Consider the following 16,524-nt stretch of genomic DNA (forward strand, 5'->3'; position numbering starts at 1 on the left):
GGCTCTATCCAGCCCGGCATACCAACTACAACTCGCCGGCACGACGGTGGGGAGGACAGGAGAAGGATTCTCCGAAGCCCCCGTCCCGCGTAAACGGCAACACGAGGACACGGACATGGCGCATTTCGAACTGATTGAAAAGATGGCACCCAATGCGGTGATCAAGGTGATCGGCGTGGGCGGCGGCGGCGGTAACGCCGTGGCGCACATGGTCAGCACCAGTGTGGACGGCGTGGAATTCATCACCGCCAACACCGATTCGCAGGCCATCAAGAATTGCGGTGCCAAGCTGCAGCTGCAGCTGGGTACCAACGTCACCAAGGGCCTGGGCGCAGGCGCGAACCCGGAAGTCGGCCGCCAGGCCGCGCTGGAAGACCGTGAGCGCATCATGGACGCGCTGCAGGGTGCGGACATGGTGTTCATCACCGCCGGCATGGGCGGCGGCACCGGCACCGGTGCAGCCCCGGTCGTGGCGCAGCTGGCCAAGGAGATGGGCATCCTGACCGTCGCCGTGGTCACCAAGCCGTTCCCGTTCGAAGGCCGTCGCCGCATGCAGGTCGCGCTGAAGGGCATCGAAGAGCTGAGCCAGCATTGCGATTCGCTGATCACGATCCCGAACGAAAAGCTGATCACCGTGCTGGGCCGCAACGCCACCATGATCCAGGCCTTCCGTGCCGCCAACGACGTGCTGCAGGGCGCCGTGCAGGGCATCGCCGATCTGATCGTGCGTCCGGGCCTGATCAACGTCGACTTCGCCGACGTGCGCACCGTCATGTCCGAAATGGGCCTGGCGATGATGGGCACCGGCACCGCGCGTGGCGATGACCGCGCCCAGGCCGCGGCCGAAGCCGCCATCCAGAACCCGCTGCTGGACGATGTGAACCTGGCCGGTGCCAACGGCATCCTGGTCAACATCACCGCCGGCGCCGACTTCACGATGGCCGAGTTCGACGAGATCGGCCGCACCATCGATGGCTTCGCCTCCGAAGATGCCACCGTGGTCGTGGGTACCGTGCTGGACCCGGACATGCAGGACGAAGTCCGCGTGACCGTGGTCGCCACCGGCCTGAACCGTGCCGTCACCGCCAAGACCCAGCGTCCGGGCGAGCGCGCACCGATCAAGCTGGTCCGCAACGCCACCACCGGCCAGCCGGAGTTCGGCGAATTCGACAACGGCGGCGATGCGGTCTCCAAGGCCGTCGGCGGGATGGGCATGGGCATGGGCCTGCGTCGTCCCAGCGCCGACACCGTGGCACCGTCGGCTCCGAGCGCTTCGGGTCCGGCCGCCGCTGAGCTGCCCAACGATTACCTGGACATCCCGGCGTTCCTGCGCCGCCAGGCGGACTGAGTAACGCTGGCCGGGGCCTTGTCCTCCCCGGTAAGCACCTCCATGTCCCATGCTGCCGGGCCAGGATCGGCCCGGCAGTCTGACCGCCGTCGTGCATCGCGCACGTCCGGGCAGTGCTGTCGACGCACCACGGTTCACGGAAGGGACAGCGGTAGTGCGTGTTATTCTTGTTTGTCACAGCCGCGCTGACCGCGCGCTTTCTGGTCCTGCCCCCCGATGATCCCGCAACGCACCCTCAAGAACACGATCCGCGCCACCGGCGTCGGCCTTCACAGCGGTGACAAGGTCTACATGACCCTGCGCCCGGCCCCGGTCAACCATGGCATCGTGTTCCGCCGCGTCGATATGGACCCGGTGGTGGAAGTGCCCGCGCGTGCGGACCTGGTCACCGAAGTCACGCTGTGCACCGGCCTGACCTACCACGAGGCCAAGATCCAGACCGTCGAACACCTGATGTCGGCCCTGGCCGGCCTGGGTGTGGACAACATCATCGTGGAGCTGTCCTCGGCCGAGCTGCCGATCATGGACGGTTCCTCCGGCCCGTTCGTGTTCCTGCTGCAGTCGGCGGGCATCGCCGAACAGGACGCGCCGAAACGCTTCATCCGCATTCTCAAGACGGTGGAAGTCACCGATGGCGACAAGGTCGCCCGCTTCGAGCCGTACGAAGGCTACAAGCTCGGCTTCACCATCCAGTTCAACCACCCGATGATCCCGGCCAAGCAGTCGCGCGCGGAAATCGAGTTCTCGACCCTGGCCTACACCAAGGAAATCTCCCGCGCCCGGACCTTCGGCTTCATGCGGGATCTGGAATACATGCGCGAGCGCAACCTGGGCCTGGGCGGTTCGATGGACAACGCCATCGTGCTCGACGAGTTCCGCGTGCTCAACGACGACGGCCTGCGCTACGCCGACGAGTTCGTGCGCCACAAGATCCTCGACGCGATCGGCGATCTGTACCTGGCCGGTGGCCAGGTGCTCGGCGCTTACGAGGGCTTCAAGTCCGGCCATGCGCTCAACAACAAGCTGGTACGCGCCCTGCTGGCCGATGCCAGCGCGTGGGAGTGGGTCAGCTACGAGTCGCCTGCGGCCGAGGCCCCCGTCGTCTATGGTCTGCCGGCCTACGCCTGAGCCACGTTCTGGCCAACCCATTGATTTTATAGAAAATAGAACGGCGCCCAAGGCGCCGTTTCTGTTTCAGGGGGTCAGGACGGGCTCAACGCCGCGTGATCTTGACGTCAATGAACCGTAGGGGTGCACAGCGCACAGATTTGTGAACCTCATCAAGGTTTGTGCCGAATTTAACGTTAATTTAATAAAACACTAACGACTGGCGGCACCGACGCCGCTACAGTGCAGACCGGCTCCCAGCCAAAGTTCACGTGATCGTGACGCGGCCGGGAAGGGGCGGGATGCCCCGATGGCTTCACGACTTGGAAGAACCCACGTCGCGCAGACAAGCCAACGCGTCGCGTAGCCCTTTGTGCGTGGCGGCTGAAACAGCGTGGGGGCCATTCCTGTTGTCGATCGCTGGGGAGCGTGGGGGAGGGGCGGACGCTGTTTTGACGGTCACCTTGGTGACCTTCAGCCCGATGGACCGGGCCGCGTCGATCAACTGTGCTTCGGCAAGCCGGACCTTGGCGTGCCACACGGGAGATTCGACGAGAAAAACGAGGTGCTCGCCGTTTACATTCGCCAGCCGGCAACGGGTGGCCAGTGCAGGCGGCAAATGGGGGCGCAATTGACGGTCCAGCGCGTCGAGCCACAAGGCACGACGCAGCGGGTTACCGGCTTTGTCCGCCATGACCGCATCCAGCGCCGGCTTCGGCGTGGATGGGGAACGGGCACTGGATTTCGGCTCAGACATGAAAACTCACTGATGGCATTCAAAAAGATCGTAATCAAAACGCGTGAAGGACAGGCCAAGACGCCGCTGGCGCGTTTGCGTTTCTACTTCGAAGATTCCCCCCGTGCCCTGCTGGGCAGTGTGCTGGGGGTGGGCTGCCTGATCGGCTTCGGTGCCGGTATCGGTGGCAGCATGTTCAACGATTCCCGGCTCCACGCCAAGGTCGCACAGCAGGAACGCGAACTGGCGCAGGCCCAGAAGGACGCCCAGACCCAGGTCAACGCGCTGGCAGCGCGGATGGGCGAGCTGCAGGCGCAGGCCACCCGTCTCAACGCCCTGGGCGAACGACTCACCCAGATGGGCAAACTGGAAGACGGCGAATTCGACTTCAACGAGACCCCCGGCCTCGGTGAAGGCGAGCCCGGCCCGACCCAGGACATCCCGGTCAGCGCGGTCAACGCCGACTTACAGGTGCTGGAGCAGCGCTTTGCTGCTTCAGGCCGCCAGCTGTCGGTGATGGAATCGCTGATGTTCGACCACCAGCTCGAACAGAATGCCGTGCCCTCGCGCATGCCGATCCGCAACACCTACATCACCTCCAACTTCGGTACCCGCAGCGATCCGTTCGGTCGCGGTGCGGCCACCCACAAGGGCATGGATTTCCACGCCAAGGTCGGTGACCCGGTGATGTCGGTGGCCGATGGCGTGGTCAGCTTCGCCGGTGTGAAGGGCGGTTACGGCAACGTGGTCGATGTGGACCATGGCAACGGCTATGTGACCCGCTATGCGCACAATTCGCGCCTGGTGGTGAAGCCGGGCGATCTGGTCCGGGCCGGCCAGGAAGTGGCCAAGGCCGGTTCCACGGGCCGTTCCACCGGTGCCCACGTGCACTTCGAGGTCTGGGAACGCGGCCAGGTGGTCAATCCGCGCAAGTTCCTCGGTGATGGCGGCAACACCCCGGTCGGCCGCGTTTCGCGGGGCTGATCACGGTAACGAACTTGAACGGGGGTGCTTGAAACGCCGGACCCCCGTCCCAAGCTACAATGGGTGTTGCCATAGACAGGGCGCGGTGCGCCCTGTTTCGTTTGCGGCGTGCGCATCCCCCGGGGAGAGCGCCGCCGTTGGGGCGTCTCATTCCAACCGGTTCCTTCAATGATCAACAGCCTGCTTACCCGCGTCTTCGGCAGTCGTAATGAACGACAGCTGCGCCAGCTCAACCGCATCGTCGCCAAGGTCAATGCGTTGGAGCCGGAAATCGAAAAGCTCTCCGACGAGCAGCTCAAGGCCAAGACCCCGGAGTTCAAGCAGCGCATCGCTGACGGTGAAGCCCTGGACAAGGTGCTGCCCGAAGCGTTCGCGGTCTGCCGTGAAGCCAGCCGCCGCGTGCTCGGCATGCGCCATTACGACGTCCAGCTGATCGGCGGCATGGTCCTGCACCTGGGCAAGATCGCCGAAATGCGCACCGGTGAAGGCAAGACCCTGGTCGCCACGCTGCCGGTCTACCTCAATGCGCTGGAAGGCAAGGGCGTCCACGTGGTCACCGTGAACGACTACCTGGCCCGCCGTGACTCGGCGCAGATGGGCAAGCTCTACAACTGGCTGGGCCTGAGCGTGGGCGTGGTCTACCCGGGCATGCCGCACGGCGACAAGCGCGAGGCGTACGCCAGCGACATCACCTACGGCACCAACAACGAATTCGGCTTCGATTACCTGCGCGACAACATGGCGCTGTCCCGTGCGGACCGCTACCAGCGCGGCCTGCACTACGCCATCGTCGATGAAGTCGACTCCATCCTGATCGACGAAGCCCGTACCCCGCTGATCATCTCCGGCCCGGCCGATGACTCCCCGGAGCTGTACATCCGCGTCAACCGCGTCGTCCCGCACCTGATCAAGCAGGATGCCGAGGAAGGCGAGGGCGATTTCTGGGTGGACGAGAAGGGCAAGCAGGTCCATCTGTCCGAAGCGGGCATGGAGCATGCCGAGGCGCTGCTGGTCGAAGCCGGCATCCTCAATGCCGAGACCGAAGGCCTGTACGCCGCGCAGAACCTGACCGTGGTGCATCACCTCAATGCCGCCCTGCGCGCGCATGCCATCTACCAGCGCGACGTGGATTACATCGTGCGCGATGGCGAAGTGGTGATCGTCGATGAATTCACCGGCCGTACCCTGGCCGGCCGCCGCTGGTCCGATGGCCTGCACCAGGCGGTGGAAGCGAAGGAAGGCGTGCCGGTCCAGCGTGAGAACCAGACCCTGGCGAGCATCACCTTCCAGAACCTGTTCCGCATGTACAAGAAGCTGTCCGGCATGACCGGTACGGCCGATACGGAAGCCTACGAATTCCAGAGCATCTACAACCTGGAAGTGGTGGTGATCCCGACCAACCGCCCGACCATCCGCAAGGACGGTTCGGACCAGGTGTTCCTCAACCGCAACGGCAAGTTCAATGCCGTGCTGGCCGATATCCAGGCCTGCAACGAGCGCGGCCAGCCGGTGCTGGTGGGTACCACCTCGATCGAAACCTCGGAGATGCTGTCCGAGCACCTGACCAAGGCCGGTGTGCACCACGAAGTGCTCAACGCCAAGCAGCACGACCGCGAAGCGACCATCATCGCCAACGCCGGCATGCCGGGCGCGGTGACCATCGCCACCAACATGGCCGGCCGTGGTACCGATATCGTGCTCGGTGGTTCGCTGGAAGCGCAGCTGCATGAGCTGGGCGAAGACGCCACCGACGAGCAGCGCGCCCAGGTCAAGGCCGAGTGGCAGAAGCGCCACGACGCGGTCAAGGCGGCCGGTGGCCTGCACATCGTCGGTACCGAGCGCCACGAATCGCGCCGTATCGACAACCAGCTGCGTGGCCGTTCGGGCCGCCAGGGCGATCCGGGTTCGTCCCGTTTCTACCTGTCGCTGGAAGACAACCTGATGCGCATCTTTGCCTCGGACTGGGTCCAGAAGGCGATGCGCATGATGGGCATGAAGGAAGACGACGTCATCGAGGATCGTCTGGTCAGCCGCCAGATCGAGAAGGCGCAGCGCAAGGTCGAAGCGCACAACTTCGACATCCGCAAGAACCTGCTGGACTTCGACGACGTCAACAACGATCAGCGCAAGGTGATCTACAGCCAGCGCGACGAACTGCTGGATGCGGAGTCGGTGAAGGAGAACGTCGATGGCATCCGCGGCGACGTGATCTTCGATGTGGTGGCGCGCTTCGTGCCGCCGAACTCGATCGATGAGCAGTGGGACCTGCAGGGTCTGGAAGCGACGCTGGCCTCGGACTTCGGCATCGACATGTCGCTGACCGAGCTGGTCAAGGCTCACGAGGAACTGGACGCCGAAGGCATCGCCGAGAAGGTGCAGGCCAAGGTGGACGAGCACTTCGCCGCGAAGGAAGCCGGCGTGGGCGACGAGACCATGCGCGCGCTGGAAAAGCACGTGATGCTGACCGTGCTGGACCAGAGCTGGAAGGAGCACCTGGCGCGCATGGATTACCTGCGCCAGGGCATCTACCTGCGCGGTTACGCGCAGAAGCAGCCGAAGCAGGAGTACAAGAAGGAAGCCTTCGAGCTGTTCTCGGAAATGCTGGAGAACGTGAAGCGCGAAGTGGTGACGTTGCTGGCGCGCGTGCGCATCCGCAGCGAAGAGGAAGTGGCGGCACTGGAGCAGGCCGAGCGTCAGCAGGCCGAAGCACGCCTGCTGCAGTCGCAGTTCCAGCACCAGGATGCCGGCGGCTACGGTGCCGACGAAGAGGCCGCGCAGGTGGAGGCCGCCCAGAACGGCGTGCCGCAGGTCACCCGCGATGAGCCGAAGGTCGGCCGCAACGATCCGTGCCCGTGCGGCAGCGGCAAGAAGTACAAGCACTGCCATGGTCAGCTGAGCTGATTGGCTGATCCGCTGATCGGAAGTGCTGAAGAAGCCCCGCCTTGTGCGGGGCTTTTTTTTGGTTCTACTCACATCCGCGTGGCAGGCATGCAGCGCGGTCTGACCTGCTCCAGGGCGGCGGTGGCTGGGTCGCGCCCCGCGTATCGAGACTATTGGCGCCCAACAGCTAGGTCCGCTCTTCCGCACTCCTGCCGCGCGCGAGCGCCGTAGCGGCCGATAGGCCCCTGGGCAAAATCAAGGAGGAGGCTGCCGCCACCAGGCGGCGGCCGGGGGACATTTGCCGAGGGGCCTATTGGTCGCTGCGGGGCCCTTACGCTCGCCGCACCCCTGAGCGGAGACACCACGACGATCCACCCTGCGCCTCCACAACGACCCGCAGGGGCATTGCGTCACCGGGGCCGCTTTGGGCATCCTCCGGGTATGTCATCTCCCCTTCGTTCGATCCATGTCGTGGCCGGCGTCATCACCGATGCCCGCGGCCGCATCCTGCTCAACCGTCGTACCGAGAACCGCGACATGGCCGGCCTGTGGGAGTTCCCGGGCGGCAAGCGGGAGCCCGGCGAGACCTCCGAGCAGGCCCTGGTGCGGGAGCTGCGCGAGGAGCTGGGGATCGAGGCGGAGGTCGGTGAGTGGATCATGGACGTGCCGCAGATCTACCCGGACAAGCGGCTCCGCCTGGAGGTGCGCCGGATCAAGGGCTGGAAGGGCTCGCCGCGTGGGCGGGAAGGGCAGGCGATCACCTGGGTGGCCGCGGACAAACTGCACCGGTACTCGATGCCGCCGGCGGACCTGCCGGTGGTGGCGGCGTTGCGCCAGCCGGATCGGTATCTGATCACCCCGGAGCTGGAGGGCGAGGAGGACAGTGTCCACCAGGCATGGCTGGGGCGCCTGGCGCAGGCGCTGGAGAGTGGCGTGCGCCGGGTGCAGCTGCGCACGCCATCCAGTCCGGCGCGGGTGGCGCTGGCCGAGCGCGTGATCCAGCAGCATGGGCCGCGCACGCAGTGGCTGGTGAACCGGGATATCGACCTGGCCGGGCGGCTGGGCGTCGGGGTGCATCTGGGCAGTGAGCAGCTGCTGGCGCTGGGCGAGCGGCCGCTGCCGGCCGGTCAGCTGGTGGCGGCCTCCTGCCACGATCTGGCGCAGCTGCAGGCGGCGCAGCGGCTGGGCTGTGATTTTGCGGTGCTGGGACCGGTGCAGGCGACGGACAGCCATCCCGGCATAGCGCCGCTGGGCTGGGGCGCGTTCGAAGCGCTGCGCGAGCAGGTCTCGCTGCCGCTGTACGCGCTGGGCGGGATGACCCCTGGCGATATCGAGCAGGCGCGCCGCCACGGCGCGCAGGGCATCGCGGCGATCCGCTCGCTGTGGCCGGCTACAGCGTGATCCAGAAGCAGCCGTACTGACGCCGCAGGCCGAACACGGTCCGGGCCGGGGTGGCGGTGCTGCCCAGTGTCTGTTCGATGCGCAGGCCGATGGGGCGGGGGCGCGAAGGCGCCGATTCAGGACCTGCAGCGGCAAGCGCCGGGTCCACCACCACCGGCGCGCTTTCGGGGTAGACCGGGGCGATGTCGACCAGGGGGCGCTGCACCACCGATTCCAGCCGCCCGATGATGTGGTCCGCGGTGGCGTTGGAGACGTTGCTCCACAGGTAGATCGAGGACAACCGGTTCACGTCCTGCGCGCTGACCGCGTCGCGGATCTGGCCGGTCAGCTCGCTGAGTCGGCGCGCGCAGCCGGCGCGATAGATGCCGGTATTGCCCACGCTCGCGGTGCGCGGGGGCAAGCGCGACGTAGCACCCACTGCGTCGCAGCGGCGGTCGGTGAAGACGGTTTCGCCCTGCGCGTTGGTACAGCGGTTCACGCGCTGCGGCGCCTGCGCCAGGACGGGCGGCGAGGGCAGGCACAGCGCACACAGCAGGAGCCACACGAGCGGTTTCATCGCAGCAGCGTAGCGGCGCCGGCGTTATCTGCAAGCGATGCGCAACCGCCTCAGCTGCGCAGCAGTTTCAGCACCTGGGTGGTCGGCTTGGCCAGGTTGAGCGTGTAGAAGTGCAGGCCCGGGGCGCCGCCGGCGACCAGGCGTTCGCACAGGCTGGCCACCACCTCGGCACCGAACGCGCGGACCGATTCGGCATCGTCGCCATAGGCCTGCATGCGTTTGCCGATCCAGCGCGGGATTTCCGCACCGCACTGCTCGGAGAAGCGGCGCAGCTGGCTGAAATTGGAGATCGGCATGATGCCCGGCACGATCGGCACGGTCACGCCCAGCGCGCGCACGGCATCGACGAAGTGGAAGTAGGCGTCGGCGTTGAAGAAGTACTGGGTGATCGCCGCATCGGCGCCCGCGTCGATCTTGGTCTTGAAGTGCTTCAGGTCGAGCAGGGCGTCGCTGGCCTGCGGATGGGTCTCCGGATACGCGCCCACTTCAATGCGGAACGCATCGCCATGCTCGGCACGGATGAAACTGATCAGTTCGGAGGCATAGCGCAGATCGCCCGGATGGCCCATGCCGGAGGGCAGGTCACCGCGCAGGGCGACGATCCGCCGACAGCCGATCGCGCGGTAAAGCTTGAGCAGCTCGCGGATCTCCTCGCGGCTGCCACCGACGCAGGACAGGTGCGGGGCGGCTTCGAAACCATGGTGCTGCTTGAGGTGGCGCACGGTTTCGGAGGTATAGCTGAGGGTGGAGCCGCCGGCACCGAACGTACACGAGACGTACTCCGGCGCGAACGCCTTCAGCTTGGCCGCGGTCCGGTCCAGCTGGGCACGCTGGTCGTCGGTCTTGGGCGGGTAGAACTCGAAGCTGATGGCGGTCATGGGCGGGGCGCGTCGGCGGGTGTGGTTCAATCATATCTCTTCATCGCGATGAATGTGAAGTGCGTCGATGCGCCGTGCACGCCGCGCCGGGTACAGTGAGCGCTGATCTTCCGGAGCAATCGCCATGCAGATTCTCGTGACCGGTGGCACCGGCTTCATCGGCAGCCGCCTGTGCGCGCGCCTGCTGGCCGAGGGCCATGCCCCCATCGTGTTGACCCGCCGGCCCGGGCGGAACCCGCAGCCGGGGATCCGCAGCGTTGCCACGCTGGACGAGGTCGGCCCGGTCCAGGCGGTGGTCAACCTGGCCGGCGAGCCGCTGATGGACGGCCGTTGGAGCGATGCGCGCAAGCAGGCGCTGCGCGACTCCCGGATCGGCACCACCCAGGCGCTGCTCGCCTGGATCGCTGCGCTGCCCGAACGGCCTCGGGTGCTGGTGTCCGGTTCTGCGATCGGCTGGTACGGCCCGCGTGACAGCACACCCCTGGATGAAACCGCCTCGCCCGGGCATGACTTCGCGGCGATGCTGTGCCGGCAATGGGAAGCGGAGGCCCTGAAGGCGGAAGACCTCGGCGTGCGTACCTGCGTGCTGCGAACCGGCATCGTGCTCGACCGGGACGGCGGGGCCCTGCTGAAGATGCTGCCGCCGTTCCGGATGGGCGTGGGCGGCCCGATGGGCGACGGCCGGCAGTGGATGAGCTGGATCCACCGCGAGGACCTGGTCGGCATGATCCTGTGGCTGCTGGGCAACGGGCAGGCGCGCGGTGCTTACAACGGGACCGCGCCGGGTACCGTCACCAACCGCGTGTTCGCCACCACGCTGGGCGAGGCGCTGCATCGTCCTGCGCGGCTGACCACCCCGGCCTTCGCGCTCAAGGTGGCGTTCGGCGAGATGGCCGGGCTGCTGTTGACCGGGCAGAACGTGCAGCCGGTACACGCGCTGGCCGAAGGCTTCACGTTCCAGTACCCCTCGCTGCCGGGCGCCCTGCAGGCCATCGTGGGCGCGCCGGAGCACTGAGGCGGCATTTCCATCCCCGCCTGGCGACCGCTCATGGCCCGCTGCGGCCGCTGCTCATGTCATCGCCCCGGCCGTGCCTGCATGCGGCAGTCTGCAGGCTCACCCCAGCCGGAGCCTGCCATGTCGACCCGCCGCAACCGCCGCATCCACTCCCTTGCGCCATTGGCCGCACTCGCGCTCACCGCCTGGGCCACCTTGGTCAGCCCCGCCCACGCAGCGACCGAAGCGTTTCAGGATCTGCAGGTCGAGGTGATCGGCACCGGCCGGCCGGTGCTGATGATCCCCGGCCTCAACAGCGGCGCGCAGGTCTGGCGCGAGACCTGCGCCGCGCTGCAGCCGCAGGTGCAATGCCACCTGATCCAACTGCCCGGCTTCGCCGGTGCGCCCGCCGTGGCCAGCGATGATTTCCTCAGCGCCATGCGGGACCGCCTGCTGGCCTACAGCGCCGACCGCAAGCTCGATCATCCGGCGGTGATCGGCCACAGCCTCGGCGGCGTCCTGGCCCTGCAGATGGCGATCGCGGCGCCGCAGAAGATCGGCCCACTGGTGATCGTCGATGCCTTGCCCTACTTCGGCGCGGTGCAGAACCCGGCCGCGACACCGGCTACGCTCAAGCCGATGGCCGAGCAGATGCGGGCCGGCATGCTCGCCGCCGACGCCACCCGGTACGCGGCGCAGACCGATGCCGCGGTGGCCGGGATGGCGCATGCACCCGAACGTGTTGCCACGTTGAAGCAATGGGGACGCGACAGTGACCGCGCCACCACCGCCAACGCGATGTATTCGATGACCATGACCGACCTGCGCCAGCCGATCGCCGGCATCACCGCCCCGGTGATGGTGCTCGGTGCCTGGGCGGCCTACCAGCCGTTCGGTGCGACCGAAGCCAGCACGCGCCAGGTGTTCGCGACGCAGTACGCCGCGCTGCCCGGGGTGCGGATCGAGATGAGCCGCGCCGGCTACCACTTCCTGATGTGGGATGATCCGCGCTGGCTGCAGACGCAGATCCGGGACTTCCTCGATCTGCCTGCGGCGCCCTGATCGATAGCGGCATGGAGATGATGAGCACGACGCAGGCAGCACGCAGTTCCGGCTTCTGGTGGCGCAACAGCGCGGTCTGGCTGGTCTACCTTGGGGTGAGCCTGGTGCTCGGGTTTTCCTATGGAGGCCACTGGTCCGGCATCGTCCTGATCTCGCTGATGGTGTCGCTTTGCTTGTGGGTGGGCAGCGCGTTCATTCGCCGCTGGGCGCTTGGCCATGACTGGTTGCAGCGCGATCTGCTTGGGTTGACGTGGCGGCTGCTGCTCGCGGTGATGATCGTGGCAGCGGCTACCCAGGTGCTCACCGCCGCTGTGCTACTACCCGCTTTGGCCTGGGACTGGGTGCAGCTGCCGGGGCAACGTGCGAACTATCGCCCGGCCGCCGTCTTCGGCTACTGGTTCAATACCGCCATCGTCCTGAGCGTGTGGTGCGCACTGTGGACCGGCCGCCGCGCGCTGCAGCGGGCCCGGCACAGTGAGATGGCACAGCTACGCGCCGAAGCACAGCGGGCGACACTGGAGCATCAGGCACTGCGTGCGCGGCTCAATCCCCACTTCGTGTTCAACGCGCTCAACAACCTGCGTGCACTGATCAATGAAGACCCGGCGCGCGCACGCGACATGGTCACCCATCTGTCCAGCACGCTGCGCCACGCCCTGGTGCATACCGATGGCGATTGGGTCACCGTGGCCGAGGAGTGGCGCGTGGTGCAGGACTACCTGGCGGTGGAGGCGATCCACTACGAAGACCGCCTGCGGGTGCGCACCGATATCGACCCCGCCGCGCTGTCCGCACGGCTGCCGCCGATGGCCCTGCAGCTGCTGGTGGAGAACGCGATCAAACACGGCATCGCGGTCCACCCGGGCGGTGGCGAGCTGACGATCCGCGTGCAGCTCGATGGCGGCTGGCTGCGGGTGGAGGTGGACAATCCCGCCCCGCACGACGCCAGTAGCGCAGGCCACGGTATCGGGTTGACGTATCTGCGCACCCAGCTCGGCCTGGACGAGTCGCGTTCCGCATCCGGCCGCGGCACGTTCCTGCTGGAGCGTCAGGGTGAGCGCATGATGGCCCGATTGCAGGTGCGGCAATGAGCCCCTCCCTGCGCGTGCTGATCGTGGACGATGCGCGGCTGGCGCGCAGTGAACTGCGCACGCTGCTGGCGGCGATCCCGTGGGTGGACTGTGTCGGTGAGGCGGACGATGTACCCGCCGCGCGCGATGCGATCCTGCGTGAGCAGCCCGACCTGGTGCTGCTGGATGTACAGATGCCCTCGGGTGAGGGGTTCGATGTGCTGGATGGACTGGAGACCGTGCCGATGGTGGTGTTCGTCACCGCCTACGACCAGTACGCCGTGCGCGCCTTCGACACCAATGCGCTCGATTATCTGGTCAAGCCGGTGGAGGCCGACCGCCTTCGGGCGGCGCTGGAACGCGGCCGGGCGCGCCTCCCGGTGCCAGCCGCCCCCGTTGCGACGAACAGCGGCCGCGATTCGCTGGGCGCCGACGATCAGGTGTTCCTGCGCGATGGCGAGCGCTGCTGGTTCGTGGCACTGGGCGAGATCCGCAAGATCGTGGTCGACGGCAACCATGCCCGGCTCTGGTTCCGTGACCAGAACGCGGTGCTGGCACGCAGCCTCAGTACCCTGGAAGCACGACTGTCGCCGGCGATGTTCTTCCGCGCCAACCGCAACACCCTGGTCAACCTGCGCCGCGTGCGGGCGATCGAACCGTCGCTCGGCGATGGCTACGACCTGACCCTCGACGACGGCAGCCAGGTCGAGGTCTCGCGGCGCCAGGCGCGCGAGCTGCGTGAGCGGTTGGCGCTGTAGGGCACGCGCCGCACACGCTACCCTGTATGGGATCTCCACCGCCTGACTGTGCCCATGTCCATCGTCCTCACTGCATTCGCCCGTTCCCGCCTGTTCCCCCGCGTGCCGCGCGGCAACACCATCCAGGACTGCAGCGCCGAGCAGTTCGAACAGCACCTCAACACGCACGCGCCGTTCAAGGTGCTCGATGGCTACGCGCCGTTCTGCAAGCTGCATGTGTACGAAAACTGGACCTCCACGCGCTGCCTGACCGTGCCGATCACCGAGGCCAACCGTCACCAGCTGCGCAGTGGTTATGAAGCGCGCAACCGCGAGGAGCTGCCGGTGCTGGTGCGCTGGTTCGAAGGCGTGGAATCCCCGCGCGCGAACTACCTGGTGGTGATCCTGTACAGCGCCGAGCAGCTGGCCAAAGAGGGCTCACCCATCGATGCGGAGTGGGGCATCGTGGGCTGCATCTACACCGCCGAGCCGGAGGAAGTGCCGATGGCCCCGATCACCATGATGCGCAATGCGCTGGGCGTGGAAGAAGGCGGCTCGGGTGTGCCGCTGGATCGCGAGGCGTATCAGCGCGCGGTGACGTTCTGGGACCGCAACGCCAACTGGCGGCCCTGAGGCGCCCAGGCTCGCTGCACGCCTCCCCTGTAGAGCCACCCCATGGGTGGCTGCACGCGGACCGGGGCGAACGCAGCCACGCATGGCGTGGCTCTACAGGTCCATGAAGCGTCCGGCTGGATGCCCATGCGCCGAAGCATCGCGCCAGTACGATGTGCAGCGGCGATGCAATCACGCATGCGTTGGGGTTCCCTCCACGGTGGGACGCGTTGGTTTCCACTCCCACCACGGGTAGTGATACTCGCGGTCGGTGGCCAGCCAGTGCGTTGCGCAGTCCACGCAGGTGACGGCATGCGCCTCGCCCCAGCCGTCCTCGGCTTCCCCCACGGCATCGATGACCACATGCCCGCGCGTGGCTTCCCGACGCGGATCGAAGAACGGGTAGTGCGGGTAAAGCGCACACAGGCAGCCGGCCCGGTCCCGCCAGAAGCGCAGCCGGCGCAGGGCGAACTGCAGGTGATGGTTGTTGGCGAACAGGGCGCCACCCAGCGCGATGTCCGCGGTGGCGCGCTCGATCCGTTCGACCCACGGCGAAAGCGCGTCCAGTTCGGCCGGATCACGGAGCTGGGCGATGGCGCAGGCTGCGCTGTAGATGCGGTCAGGCTCGGATGACAGCAGCGCCTGCAGGTGCTGCGCGCCAGGGCCCTCGGTGGGGGCGATTGAGTCCCGGTTGAGAGGCCAGCGCATCAGCGTGCCTTGCCGATGGCGGCATAGCATCCGCCGGTGAGCCGCAGCAGATCGGCCGGTGCCAGCGCCACCTCCAGCCCACGCCTACCCGCACTGACATGCACAGTCGGCAAGGCCTGCGCGCTGGCATCAAGAAAGGTGCGGTGCTTTTTCTTCTGCGCCAGTGGGCTGATCCCGCCGACCAGGTAACCGGTCGCGCGCTGCGCCGCTTCGGCGTTGGCCATTCCGCATTTCCGGCAGCCGGCCGCGGCGGCGAGTGCCTTGAGGTCCAGGGTGCCGCTCACCGGCACGATCGCCACCAGCAGCTCATGTGTCTCGGTGGTTGCCAGCAAGGTCTTGAACACCTGGGCCGGATCCAGCCCGAGCTGCTGCACGGCCTCGCCACCGTAGGAGTCGGCGGCGGCGTCATGGTGATAGGACAGCACGCTGTGCGCGATGCCGGAGGTCTTCAGCAGGTTGATGGCGGGGGTCATGGCGGCATCGTAACCCGGTGCGTACCGGCTGCCTTGACCGAGACTACTGCGGTCGCTGCGATAATGGCGGCGTTCCCGTCTGGAAAGATCCCATGCGCCTCTCTGGCCAATTCAACGCGCTCAGCTTCGACAGTGATGTGGCGCGCGGACCGTATCCCCCTCAGGGGTTTGTATCGATCGCGGAAGGCGCGCTCGGCAACGGCGATTGTTTCGGGCTGTACTGGCCGTTGGGGCGTGAGGGAGATGCGCCCTTCGTCTGCGAGATGTTCCATGACGAGTGGCGTATGGAACTGCGCCATTCCTCGGTGCAGGTGTTTTCGCAGTGGCTGGAACTGAACGAAGGCGAGTATGGCGAGCTTGAGGTCGAAGATCCCGGTTCGCCAACCGGGCAGTTGGAGCAGGCGCGCGCGCAGGTGCTGGCGGGGCAGGTCGAGCAGGCGATTGAACTGCTGCGCGCAGCGTGCACCGCCTTCCCGGAGCTTCAGCAGGGCTGGGCGCTGCTGGCAAGCCAGTACATGCGGCAGGGGCAGCGCGATGCGGCGATCGATGCAGCACGTTCGGCCGTGATTGCCAACTGGGCGTTTGGCATTCCCGAGGCCGGCGTGCTGCGCGTTCTGCGCGCTGCCCCGGCCGGCACTGACCCGGTGATCGCGTTGGTACAGCGGATGGGCTTCGCCTTTGGCGGGGCCAAGACCAATCCGGATTACGCGCTGATGCAGGCCTGCATCGATGACTGCTGGGCGGCCGGTGACGCGCTGACCGCGCTGCGACTGTCGCAGAACCGCTGCTACGTGCTTGCGGGCGAAACGGTGTCTTTCCAGGAACGAGAAGGGTTCACGCTGTCGCGCTGGCAAGCCGAATTCGCCGCGCAGTGCAAGGCCGTCCTGAACGACGACCGCAGGTGTTTCGGCCAGGATTGAAGGGCCTTCCGCCACGAAAACGGGCGCCTTTCGGCGCCCGTCTGTGTTCAACGCAACT

16 protein-coding genes are annotated in these 16,524 nt (G+C 66.8%); 11 read left to right on the forward strand and 5 right to left on the reverse strand.

What is annotated here, in order from left to right; all coding sequences use genetic code 11:
• The first annotated feature begins 115 nt into the window (after positions 1-115).
• The gene (gene ftsZ / locus BIZ42_RS12390) at positions 116-1,348 is read left to right on the forward strand and encodes a cell division protein FtsZ (protein WP_019182482.1); all 1,233 of its coding nucleotides are present in this window, start codon (positions 116-118) and stop codon (positions 1,346-1,348) included.
• A 216-nt stretch (positions 1,349-1,564) separates the two neighbouring features.
• On the forward strand, positions 1,565-2,476 hold the full coding sequence (gene lpxC / locus BIZ42_RS12395; RefSeq protein WP_070426625.1) for a UDP-3-O-acyl-N-acetylglucosamine deacetylase: 912 nt from the start codon (positions 1,565-1,567) through the stop codon (positions 2,474-2,476).
• 295 nt (positions 2,477-2,771) lie between these two features.
• Here the strand turns inward: lpxC and BIZ42_RS19320 are convergent, their stop codons facing one another.
• Positions 2,772-3,212 (reverse strand): DUF721 domain-containing protein, encoded by a 441-nt coding sequence (locus BIZ42_RS19320; RefSeq protein WP_083279853.1) that lies wholly within the window; start codon positions 3,210-3,212, stop codon positions 2,772-2,774.
• A gap of 12 nt (positions 3,213-3,224) precedes the next feature.
• Here BIZ42_RS19320 and BIZ42_RS12400 point away from each other — a divergent pair, with 12 nt between their 5' ends.
• The 3 genes from BIZ42_RS12400 to BIZ42_RS12410 all read left to right on the forward strand — a co-directional run bounded on the left by BIZ42_RS12400 (position 3,225) and on the right by BIZ42_RS12410 (position 8,456).
• Complete coding sequence (locus tag BIZ42_RS12400; RefSeq protein ID WP_019182479.1) at positions 3,225-4,175, forward strand: M23 family metallopeptidase; 951 nt, start codon at positions 3,225-3,227, stop codon at positions 4,173-4,175.
• A 168-nt stretch (positions 4,176-4,343) separates the two neighbouring features.
• Positions 4,344-7,076 carry a preprotein translocase subunit SecA gene (gene secA, locus BIZ42_RS12405; protein ID WP_019182478.1) on the forward strand — a complete coding sequence of 911 codons (2,733 nt, stop codon included), beginning with the start codon at positions 4,344-4,346 and terminating at the stop codon, positions 7,074-7,076.
• A gap of 420 nt (positions 7,077-7,496) precedes the next feature.
• Complete coding sequence (locus tag BIZ42_RS12410; RefSeq protein ID WP_070426626.1) at positions 7,497-8,456, forward strand: Nudix family hydrolase; 960 nt, start codon at positions 7,497-7,499, stop codon at positions 8,454-8,456.
• Here the strand turns inward: BIZ42_RS12410 and BIZ42_RS12415 are convergent.
• Positions 8,446-9,012: a hypothetical protein gene (locus tag BIZ42_RS12415; RefSeq protein WP_070426627.1), complete on the reverse strand. Its 567-nt coding sequence runs from the start codon at positions 9,010-9,012 to the stop codon at positions 8,446-8,448. The two genes, BIZ42_RS12410 and BIZ42_RS12415, sit on opposite strands and share 11 nt — an antisense overlap.
• Positions 9,013-9,062: 50 nt before the next feature.
• Positions 9,063-9,890 (reverse strand): methylenetetrahydrofolate reductase [NAD(P)H], encoded by an 828-nt coding sequence (gene metF, locus BIZ42_RS12420; protein WP_019182475.1) that lies wholly within the window; start codon positions 9,888-9,890, stop codon positions 9,063-9,065.
• A gap of 124 nt (positions 9,891-10,014) precedes the next feature.
• Between metF and BIZ42_RS12425 the strand changes: the two genes are divergently transcribed.
• From BIZ42_RS12425 to BIZ42_RS12445, 5 genes are all read left to right on the forward strand, one after another.
• The gene (locus BIZ42_RS12425) at positions 10,015-10,905 is read left to right on the forward strand and encodes a TIGR01777 family oxidoreductase (protein ID WP_070426628.1); all 891 of its coding nucleotides are present in this window, start codon (positions 10,015-10,017) and stop codon (positions 10,903-10,905) included.
• A 120-nt stretch (positions 10,906-11,025) separates the two neighbouring features.
• Positions 11,026-11,946: an alpha/beta hydrolase gene (locus BIZ42_RS12430; protein ID WP_070426629.1), complete on the forward strand. Its 921-nt coding sequence runs from the start codon at positions 11,026-11,028 to the stop codon at positions 11,944-11,946.
• Positions 11,947-11,966: 20 nt separating this feature from the next.
• Positions 11,967-13,037: a histidine kinase gene (locus BIZ42_RS12435; protein WP_237393506.1), complete on the forward strand. Its 1,071-nt coding sequence runs from the start codon at positions 11,967-11,969 to the stop codon at positions 13,035-13,037.
• Positions 13,034-13,774: a LytTR family DNA-binding domain-containing protein gene (locus BIZ42_RS12440; protein WP_070426630.1), complete on the forward strand. Its 741-nt coding sequence runs from the start codon at positions 13,034-13,036 to the stop codon at positions 13,772-13,774. Before BIZ42_RS12435 ends, BIZ42_RS12440 begins: the two co-directional genes overlap by 4 nt.
• 54 nt (positions 13,775-13,828) lie before the next feature.
• A complete protein-coding gene (locus tag BIZ42_RS12445; protein WP_070426631.1) occupies positions 13,829-14,386 on the forward strand; it encodes a DUF3228 family protein in 558 nt (185 codons plus the stop codon).
• Positions 14,387-14,557: 171 nt separating this feature from the next.
• On the opposite strand, the gene BIZ42_RS12450 is transcribed toward BIZ42_RS12445, so the two are convergent.
• Both BIZ42_RS12450 and ybaK read right to left on the reverse strand, forming a co-directional pair.
• On the reverse strand, positions 14,558-15,073 hold the full coding sequence (locus tag BIZ42_RS12450; RefSeq protein ID WP_070426632.1) for a hypothetical protein: 516 nt from the start codon (positions 15,071-15,073) through the stop codon (positions 14,558-14,560).
• Entirely contained in the window at positions 15,073-15,546 is a 474-nt protein-coding gene (gene ybaK / locus BIZ42_RS12455) for a Cys-tRNA(Pro) deacylase (protein ID WP_070426633.1), read from the reverse strand. The genes BIZ42_RS12450 and ybaK overlap by 1 nt, the downstream gene beginning before the upstream one ends.
• Before the next feature lie 17 nt (positions 15,547-15,563).
• Here ybaK and BIZ42_RS12460 point away from each other — a divergent pair, with 17 nt between their 5' ends.
• Positions 15,564-16,466 (forward strand): hypothetical protein, encoded by a 903-nt coding sequence (locus BIZ42_RS12460; protein ID WP_156785738.1) that lies wholly within the window; start codon positions 15,564-15,566, stop codon positions 16,464-16,466.
• Positions 16,467-16,524: the final 58 nt, after the last annotated feature.

The sequence above is a fragment of the Stenotrophomonas sp. LM091 genome (assembly GCF_001806305.1).
In the GTDB taxonomy this organism is placed as follows: domain Bacteria; phylum Pseudomonadota; class Gammaproteobacteria; order Xanthomonadales; family Xanthomonadaceae; genus Stenotrophomonas; species Stenotrophomonas bentonitica_A.

Excerpts from the sequence above, each read along its gene's own strand:
- ftsZ (WP_019182482.1), top strand. The coding sequence starts at position 116 with ATGGCGCATTTCGAACTGATTGAAAAGATGGCACCCAATGCGGTGATC.
- lpxC (WP_070426625.1), top strand. The coding sequence starts at position 1,565 with ATGATCCCGCAACGCACCCTCAAGAACACGATCCGCGCCACCGGCGTC.
- BIZ42_RS19320 (WP_083279853.1), bottom strand. The coding sequence starts at position 3,212 with ATGTCTGAGCCGAAATCCAGTGCCCGTTCCCCATCCACGCCGAAGCCG.
- BIZ42_RS12400 (WP_019182479.1), top strand. The coding sequence starts at position 3,225 with ATGGCATTCAAAAAGATCGTAATCAAAACGCGTGAAGGACAGGCCAAG.
- secA (WP_019182478.1), top strand. The coding sequence starts at position 4,344 with ATGATCAACAGCCTGCTTACCCGCGTCTTCGGCAGTCGTAATGAACGA.
- BIZ42_RS12410 (WP_070426626.1), top strand. The coding sequence starts at position 7,497 with ATGTCATCTCCCCTTCGTTCGATCCATGTCGTGGCCGGCGTCATCACC.
- BIZ42_RS12415 (WP_070426627.1), bottom strand. The coding sequence starts at position 9,012 with ATGAAACCGCTCGTGTGGCTCCTGCTGTGTGCGCTGTGCCTGCCCTCG.
- metF (WP_019182475.1), bottom strand. The coding sequence starts at position 9,890 with ATGACCGCCATCAGCTTCGAGTTCTACCCGCCCAAGACCGACGACCAG.
- BIZ42_RS12425 (WP_070426628.1), top strand. The coding sequence starts at position 10,015 with ATGCAGATTCTCGTGACCGGTGGCACCGGCTTCATCGGCAGCCGCCTG.
- BIZ42_RS12430 (WP_070426629.1), top strand. The coding sequence starts at position 11,026 with ATGTCGACCCGCCGCAACCGCCGCATCCACTCCCTTGCGCCATTGGCC.
- BIZ42_RS12435 (WP_237393506.1), top strand. The coding sequence starts at position 11,967 with ATGAGCACGACGCAGGCAGCACGCAGTTCCGGCTTCTGGTGGCGCAAC.
- BIZ42_RS12440 (WP_070426630.1), top strand. The coding sequence starts at position 13,034 with ATGAGCCCCTCCCTGCGCGTGCTGATCGTGGACGATGCGCGGCTGGCG.
- BIZ42_RS12445 (WP_070426631.1), top strand. The coding sequence starts at position 13,829 with ATGTCCATCGTCCTCACTGCATTCGCCCGTTCCCGCCTGTTCCCCCGC.
- BIZ42_RS12450 (WP_070426632.1), bottom strand. The coding sequence starts at position 15,073 with ATGCGCTGGCCTCTCAACCGGGACTCAATCGCCCCCACCGAGGGCCCT.
- ybaK (WP_070426633.1), bottom strand. The coding sequence starts at position 15,546 with ATGACCCCCGCCATCAACCTGCTGAAGACCTCCGGCATCGCGCACAGC.